Source organism: Chryseobacterium contaminans, from assembly GCF_001684955.1.
Lineage (GTDB): Bacteria > Bacteroidota > Bacteroidia > Flavobacteriales > Weeksellaceae > Chryseobacterium > Chryseobacterium contaminans.
The window spans coordinates 1-7,288 of the sequence record NZ_MAYF01000087.1 but is presented as its reverse complement, the minus strand read 5'-3'; the positions used below and the strand labels follow the sequence as shown (position 1 = coordinate 7,288).

The 7,288-nt window shown below is 35.3% G+C and carries 7 protein-coding genes; 6 read left to right on the top strand and 1 reads right to left on the bottom strand.

Annotation, left to right across the window (positions count from 1 at the left end; all coding sequences use genetic code 11):
• The first annotated feature begins 40 nt into the window (after positions 1–40).
• The 6 genes from BBH99_RS06715 (at position 41) to BBH99_RS06690 (ending at position 6,094) form a co-directional block, all read left to right on the top strand.
• A complete protein-coding gene (locus BBH99_RS06715; protein WP_066693715.1) occupies positions 41–1,324 on the top strand; it encodes a cryptochrome/photolyase family protein in 1,284 nt (427 codons plus the stop codon).
• Positions 1,325–1,360: 36 nt separating this feature from the next.
• Positions 1,361–2,389, top strand: coding sequence for a ferrochelatase (gene hemH / locus BBH99_RS06710; protein ID WP_066693713.1), 1,029 nt, complete (start codon positions 1,361–1,363; stop codon positions 2,387–2,389).
• Between the two features lie 64 nt (positions 2,390–2,453).
• A complete protein-coding gene (locus tag BBH99_RS06705) occupies positions 2,454–3,143 on the top strand; it encodes a MarR family winged helix-turn-helix transcriptional regulator (protein WP_066693711.1) in 690 nt (229 codons plus the stop codon).
• Positions 3,144–3,374: 231 nt separating this feature from the next.
• On the top strand, positions 3,375–3,971 hold the full coding sequence (locus BBH99_RS06700; protein ID WP_083188767.1) for a Crp/Fnr family transcriptional regulator: 597 nt from the start codon (positions 3,375–3,377) through the stop codon (positions 3,969–3,971).
• A gap of 354 nt (positions 3,972–4,325) precedes the next feature.
• Positions 4,326–5,459 carry a cation:proton antiporter gene (locus tag BBH99_RS06695; protein WP_066693709.1) on the top strand — a complete coding sequence of 378 codons (1,134 nt, stop codon included), beginning with the start codon at positions 4,326–4,328 and terminating at the stop codon, positions 5,457–5,459.
• 182 nt (positions 5,460–5,641) lie between these two features.
• Positions 5,642–6,094, top strand: a complete 453-nt coding sequence (locus tag BBH99_RS06690) for an Hsp20/alpha crystallin family protein (RefSeq protein WP_066693700.1) — start codon at positions 5,642–5,644, stop codon at positions 6,092–6,094.
• Between the two features lie 150 nt (positions 6,095–6,244).
• On the opposite strand, the gene BBH99_RS06685 is transcribed toward BBH99_RS06690, so the two are convergent.
• Positions 6,245–7,087 carry a M12 family metallopeptidase gene (locus tag BBH99_RS06685; protein ID WP_066693697.1) on the bottom strand — a complete coding sequence of 281 codons (843 nt, stop codon included), beginning with the start codon at positions 7,085–7,087 and terminating at the stop codon, positions 6,245–6,247.
• Positions 7,088–7,288: the final 201 nt, after the last annotated feature.

The window sequence follows — 7,288 nt, the reverse complement described above, 5'->3', positions numbered from 1 at the left end:
ATTTATTAAAAAACAAGACTTACATTTAAAAATACAGATCATGGATAAAGTGAACATTTTTTGGTTCAGAAGAGATCTCAGGCTGGAAGATAATACAGCACTTCATCATGCACTTCATTCAGGATTAAAGGTGATCCCGGTTTTTATTTTTGATACTGAAATACTGGACCGGCTTCAGAATAAAAAAGACAGAAGAGTAGACTATATCCATCGTGCTTTACAACAGATTCATCATGATTTGAAAGAACATAACAGCGGACTTTATGTTTATTATGGTACCGTAACGGAAGTTTTTAAAAAAATAATTCAGGATTTTAATGTTGATAGAGTCTTCTGCAACAGGGATTATGAACCGCAGGCCATACAACGGGACCGGCAGGTAGCTGATCTACTGTTGGAGCACCATATTCAGATGAAAGGTTTTAAGGATCAGGTCATATTTGAAAAAAATAATATTCTGAAAAATGACCTGACTCCATACACTGTTTTTACCCCGTATTCAAAAAAATGGAAAGAAAATCTGAAAGATATAGAAACTGTCGATACAAATTGGGATAGTTTTGGACATTACAAAGGTTCTTCGGAGATCATTTCGCTAAAGGAAATCGGATTTGAAAAAACAGATTTCAAGTTCACCGAACCCAAGCTTGACAAAAAAATAATAGATTCTTACGGAAAGTACCGGGATTTCCCTGCAATGGATCATACTACACACCTTGGGATTGCCCTTCGTTTCGGAACCATTTCGATCCGTGAATGTGTACAGTATGCTGTTAAACATAGTGAAGTATGGCTTAATGAACTGATCTGGAGAGAATTTTTCATGCAGATCCTGTATCATTTTCCAAGTGTTGTTCATCATTGCTTTAAAAAGAAGTATGAGAATATTGCCTGGAGAAACAACGAAAAAGAATTTAAGGCATGGTGTGAGGGAAGAACAGGATATCCCATTGTGGATGCAGGAATGAGGCAGCTAAACGAAACCGGATTTATGCATAACAGGATAAGAATGATCACAGCAAGCTTTCTTACCAAACATTTGCTTATTGATTGGCGGTGGGGAGAAGCCTATTTTGCTGAAAAATTGTTAGACTATGATCTGGCCGCTAACAACGGGAACTGGCAGTGGGCAGCAGGCTGTGGTTGTGATGCCGCACCATATTTCAGAATTTTCAATCCCTATGAACAGGCAAAAAAATTTGATAAAGATTGTCAGTATATCAGAAAATGGCTTCCTGAAGACCATTCAGAAGAACCTGTTGTAGAACACACAAAAGCCAGAGAAAGAGCATTGAAAGCTTACAAAGAAGCCCTGGCAGAATAACAGATCGTACACTATTCACTAATAAAATAAATAACATTGGCTAAAAAAGGAATTTTATTAATCAATCTTGGCTCTCCCAGATCAACTGCAGTAGAAGATGTAAAGGAATATCTGGATGAATTCCTGATGGATGAAAAAGTAATTGATTATCGATGGATCTTTCGGGCACTTCTTGTTCAGGGAATTATCCTTAAAACAAGACCTGCAAAATCTGCCCAGGCTTATAAAACGGTATGGACAGACGAAGGGTCTCCACTTATTGTAATAACAAAAAAAATACAGCAAAAGCTTCAGAAAAGAGTAGATGTGCCTGTGGAGATCGGTATGAGATATGCCGAACCAAGCATTGAGACTGGTATAAGGAATCTTGTTAAAAAAGGAATCACAGAAATTATACTGTTTCCGCTTTATCCACAATACGCGATGAGCACCACTGAAACTGTTATTGAAAAAGCAGAGGAGATAAGAAAGAAAAAATTTCCAGAGGTAAGGATCAATTACGTGCAGCCTTTTTATAACCGGGACCTGTATACCGATTGTCTGGCAGAAAGTATCAGAGAGAAGCTTCCTGAAAATTTTGATGCCTTATTATTTTCTTATCATGGTGTTCCCGAACGGCATATCTATAAAACAGATCCTACAAAGACCTGTAATATGAATGATTGCTGTTATAAGGATGCCCATCCCAGCCATTCGTTTTGTTATCGCCATCAGTGTTTCAAAACCACGGATCTTGTTATCAGAAAACTTGGATTGCCTAAAGATAAAGTCATTGTTTCTTTTCAGTCCAGATTAGGAAAAGACAAATGGATAGAACCTTATACAGATCATAAGCTGGAGACTATTCCAGGTAAAGGAATTAAAAATCTTGCAATTGTTTGCCCTGCATTTGTTTCCGATTGTCTTGAAACCCTGGAGGAAATTTCTGTTGAAGGAAAAGAACAGTTTCTGGAAGCTGGTGGTGAAAATTTCACCTATATACCTTGCCTGAACGATGAAGATCGTTGGATTGATGTTATCAGGACGCTATGTGAAGAGCAGCTCAATCAATTCTATTTACTATAGTTTTGATTATATTATTGCGTAATTCTTTAAGGAATTAGGTATTTTTGTAAACTATTTAACGGATATGAATTATACACTTATTAAAGATTTTATAGATCTATTACAGGAGTTTGAAACCGAAGTCCAGGCTTGTCCTGACTTGTATCCGGGAACTATTCAGGGCTTTAAAGCATGGATTTCTGATAAAGAAAATACGGAACATCAGATGGTTCATCTCGAAGAACCGTACTGGGAAGGCAAAGAGAATGGGAGAACACCAGAAAGTGCCATAAGTACATTGCTTGTTCATTTGAACAGATATGCAAAAACCTATTCAAAGTCGGCAATTTCAGATTCTGAATTTTCTACTCAGGAAGACTTTATTTATCTCATTAATCTGAAAGCTTTTGGTGAGATGACCAAAATGGCTCTTATCAAAAAAAATATTCATGATAAACCTGTAGGTATGCTTATTATTGCCAGACTTTTACGTCAAGGACTTATTGAACAGACAGATTCTGATCTGGATAAACGAAGTAAATTGATCCGTATCACTGAAAGAGGGCTGCAAATCTTGGAAAACCAAATGGAAAAGATCCGTCAGGCTACCAATATCGTGGCAGGAAATCTTAACCACAGAGAAAAGATGGAACTTATCCGTATTTTAAATAAACTGGACCGTTTTCATTATCCTATTTTTTCACGAAACATTACCTCTGAGCAGCTTATTAACACAGTATATGATGAGTATTCATTTAAAAATTTAAGTGATTAAACCCGTTGGTTGAAAGAAGTGGGTTGATATAAAGTTCAAACCTTGCTTCATGATATACAAACGTTCTTTTATAGGGTAGAATAAAAATGGCTATTGCGGCCATTTTTTTTATCTGTAATAGCTTATCTCTCATTAAGCTTACATAATTCATTGGTCTGAATTTTGTATTCGAAAATGACCAGTTTTTTACTAAGAGTTTCCATTGTACAACCATATCAAAAAAATAAAAGTATGATCATCGATGAGAATCTTTTACTCGAAAATGGAGCTGTTTATGAAGATTATCCGGCAAAAGAGATTATCTTTCAAACAGGTGATACTCCTCATTTTTATTTCCAGATTGCGAAAGGTACAGTTGAATTGAACAATTACCATGAGGATGGAAAGGAATTTACCTTCAACATACTCAGGGATGGGCAGAGCATTGGAGAATCATTGTTATTCAGTGACAAGAAATATCCAATGAATGCCTTGGCTAAAACAGATTGTAAAGTACTGAAATTATCAAAATCTAATTTCCTTAGATTGGTCTGTGAAAACCATGATGTAATGTTGGGGATACTCAAAAATCTTTCAGACAGGTTGTTCTATAAATATGTGATGCTTTTCAACAATTCAGCATCTGAACCAAGCACAAAAATCAGGTCCTTAATAGATTATTTTAAGGAATGTGCACACGAGCAGGATCGTTATACTTATGAAGTCCCTTTAACAAGACAGCAGATTGCAAACTTAACAGGTCTTCGGGTGGAAACTGTTATTCGTACTATTAAAAAGATGGAGCAGGAGGATATCCTCAAACTTGAGGGAAGACAGATCATATATTAAGCAAATCTTATGAAAAAGAATAAAACAAGCCTTCCTGCTGGAAGGCTTTATTATGGGTATTAATGAGAAAATAAATGGATTGTTTTGCCAAATTTAAATTATGGTTAGAATTAAGAATTATGATCCGGATCATAATTGACCTAGGAAATAATAAAACCGGATATTTTGACAGTAATACTGAAAAACGTTCACGATATTTTAGCTGGTATTTTTTTTGTTGGCATTTTTTCAAAGCTGGCCAGCTGCCTTGTAACTTCCATGTATAAAACGATATACTAGTTTGAATTTTTAAGATTTGTAATACGTAAATTTAATATTTTCAGAGATATGCTTTGGACAATATGTGTTTTGTGTATGACAATTTTAGGACTGATGTTTTTATTGAAAAAGCTTAATCAGCCTTATCTTATTGCATATATTATAGCAGGTGTATTATTAGGACCTTATGCCCTAAAGATTTTTAACAAGCCGGAAGAAATAGAGGTAATAGGAGAAATAGGAATACTATTGCTGATGTTTTTTATCGGAATGGAAATCAATATTCCCAACAAAAAAACTTTAATTATTAAACCTTTATTGGCGCAAGGTATAAAAATATTGCTAAGCTTTATGTTTGCCTTTTTTCTTGGCGAGATTCTTACACTTGATTTTAGAAGCATTTTATTGATCGCAATTCTTTTTACATTTAACAGTACGGCAGTTGTTGTGGAATTTATGAAGAAACATGGAACGCTAAATACCGCCTTTGGTATTGTGATACTTAATATCTTGCTGTTACAAGATCTTCTCCTTGCTCCAGCCTTAACTCTTCTTAAATTTTGGAATGGAGAAAAATTCAATATGCTGAACTTTATCCTTCCTTTATTAATATGTATTGTTATTTTTTTGATATTTAGAAAAATAAGAAACTTAAGGGAGTTTAAATTTTCAAATGAATTTTTGAAGAATGACCATGATTTACAAGTTTTTTCAGGTCTTTTTATATGCCTGGGATTTGGTGCAATAGCAGAAATTGTTGGATTGAGTGCTGCATTGGGAAGTTTTGTTGCGGGGGTATTGGTAGGTAAAATTAGTACATTTCACTGGTTGGAACATTCTTTACTGCCTTTCAAGGTGTTCTTTGTTTCACTTTTTTTTGTGTCTATTGGCTTGAGGCTGGATCTTGATTATCTCTTTTCCAATTATAAGTTGATAGCTGTAGGTACTTTGGTTGTTCTCTTAAGCAACAGCCTCATGTCATCTCTCTTTTTCCGGATATTGAACTTCAGTTGGAAAGATAGTTTTTATGGAGGGGCATTACTTTCTCAAACCGGTGAATTTGGAATTCTGGCTCTTTCGATTGCTTACAAAACCGGAATGGTCGGATTCGATCTTTATAAAGCTGGACTGGGTATTACTTGTTTATCACTTCTTTTATCTACCGTATGGATCAGTTGCGGGAGTTTTGTTAAGTTTCGTAAAGTGGCTAATAATGATAAGAGTGATTAATGTAATTGTTTGTTGGATAAGATGTTGTGATTATTTTTTGTCAGGAAAACTGAAAATTTGACAGCAATGCGGAAAAAAAATCACACTTTGGTAACTGGTATTTTTTTTGATGAATTTTACATACAGCTGGCCAGCTGATGTGTTATTAAATGATTGTTAAACTTATTTAAAAAGAAATTGCTATGAATAATCTAATGAGAAGAAACGGAAACAGCAACTTGGGCTTTTCAAACCTCTTTGATGATTTTTTTGGACGTGAACTTTTTAACTGGGGCAACAATAATTACTCATCCACCAGTACAACAGTTCCATCAGTCAATATAAAAGAAAACGGAGATGCTTATGAGGTACAGGTGGCTGCACCAGGAATGGATAAAAATGACTTTCAGATAAAACTGGATGGTAATCTGCTGACCATTTCATCCATGAAGCAGGACAGCAGTGAAACAAAAGAGGATAATTTTACACGAAGAGAGTTCAGCTATCAATCCTTCCAACGAAGCTTTGAGCTGCCAAAGGATGTGGTAGACCAGGACAATATCAATGCAAAATATGAAAACGGGTTGCTCATGCTGACCATTCCCAAGAAAGAGGATGCAAAGCAGAAACCACCTCGAATGATTGAAATATCTTAAGAGAAAAAAATGGCTACTTCGGTAGTCATTTTTCATTATGTTATTAATTTCAAAGGTTTTCCTTTGAATGATAGATTATTTTTATGCTAAAATCAGCAAAGTCTACCCTGATGTTATACAAGGTAGACTTTTATGGAGGAAAGTAGACTTTTATTTTGGATATACTGTTGCAATAAATTCCTTATCTGTTGGAGATAAAACAGTATTGCTGCCCACACTGAAGCCATTTGTGGTTAGTGTTGAGCTGATGCTATAGTGCATAATGGATTTTGTATCGTAAGCACTATATTGTGTTTGTGAAGTTGAATATTTTGCAAAAAGGTTATTATCTACCTGAGCTTGGGTCCAGTAATTCGGAGCACCTGCATAATAAGCATATACCTTTGGCTTATCCCATGGGATAGCTGCTAATGGATGTTGGTGCTCGTGAATCATCCCAAGAGCATGACCAAATTCATGAGTAACAGTTCTGCTAAACTCCGTATCACTTGTACTATCAGTAAACCAGCCAAAGTTCATGGTTTCCTTATTAGAAGCTATGCTAAGAGCATCTTTTCCTATATATGAATAAGATCCGGCGCCAGATGTAAACGTTACACGGATTTGTGGTGTTCCAGTGGTAACAAAATTAAAAGTAATGTTGGCATATTTGGACCATTCTTTGGCATATTGTATTACTTTGTTACGTACATATGTACTGCCACCGTAAAGCCCTACAGTGATAACACTGCCATTGGGCCATTTTTTAGTAGTAATAACAGCTCCCTTTGAGGCAGCTCCTGGAGCCTTGTCCTCTCCGGGAAGATAAACATCTTTACACATTTGTGTGTTTTCAAAACCTGCAGGGATATCTGCTTTGGATATAGCTTGCAATTTTGAAAGTCCCTGCTGCTCCTGAGGTGCCTTTTCTTCTATGCTGTCATTGGTAGTATTACATGATACTAAAGCCATTGAAATAAATGATCCCAATAAGATCTTCTTGTGTAATTCCATAACGTTGGTGTTTTTTGTTGATTAATGTTTTTTTAACAGTGGAAAAATAAATTATCCATTTTGTGTGAATTAAAATTATTGCAAAAAACAATATCGCCTCTTTTTTTCTTTTGTAAATTAAGATTTTAAGATGTCTACACAGATACTACATGTATTGAATTACCCCTTTATAAAGGGATTTTGTAAATGTGAAATTCTAAA

Bases quoted from the DNA above. Each gene is read 5' to 3' on its own strand.
- BBH99_RS06705 (WP_066693711.1), top strand. From the start codon at position 2,454: ATGAATTATACACTTATTAAAGATTTTATAGATCTATTACAGGAGTTT.
- BBH99_RS06700 (WP_083188767.1), top strand. From the start codon at position 3,375: ATGATCATCGATGAGAATCTTTTACTCGAAAATGGAGCTGTTTATGAA.
- BBH99_RS06695 (WP_066693709.1), top strand. From the start codon at position 4,326: ATGACAATTTTAGGACTGATGTTTTTATTGAAAAAGCTTAATCAGCCT.
- BBH99_RS06715 (WP_066693715.1), top strand. From the start codon at position 41: ATGGATAAAGTGAACATTTTTTGGTTCAGAAGAGATCTCAGGCTGGAA.
- BBH99_RS06690 (WP_066693700.1), top strand. From the start codon at position 5,642: ATGAATAATCTAATGAGAAGAAACGGAAACAGCAACTTGGGCTTTTCA.
- BBH99_RS06685 (WP_066693697.1), bottom strand. From the start codon at position 7,087: ATGGAATTACACAAGAAGATCTTATTGGGATCATTTATTTCAATGGCT.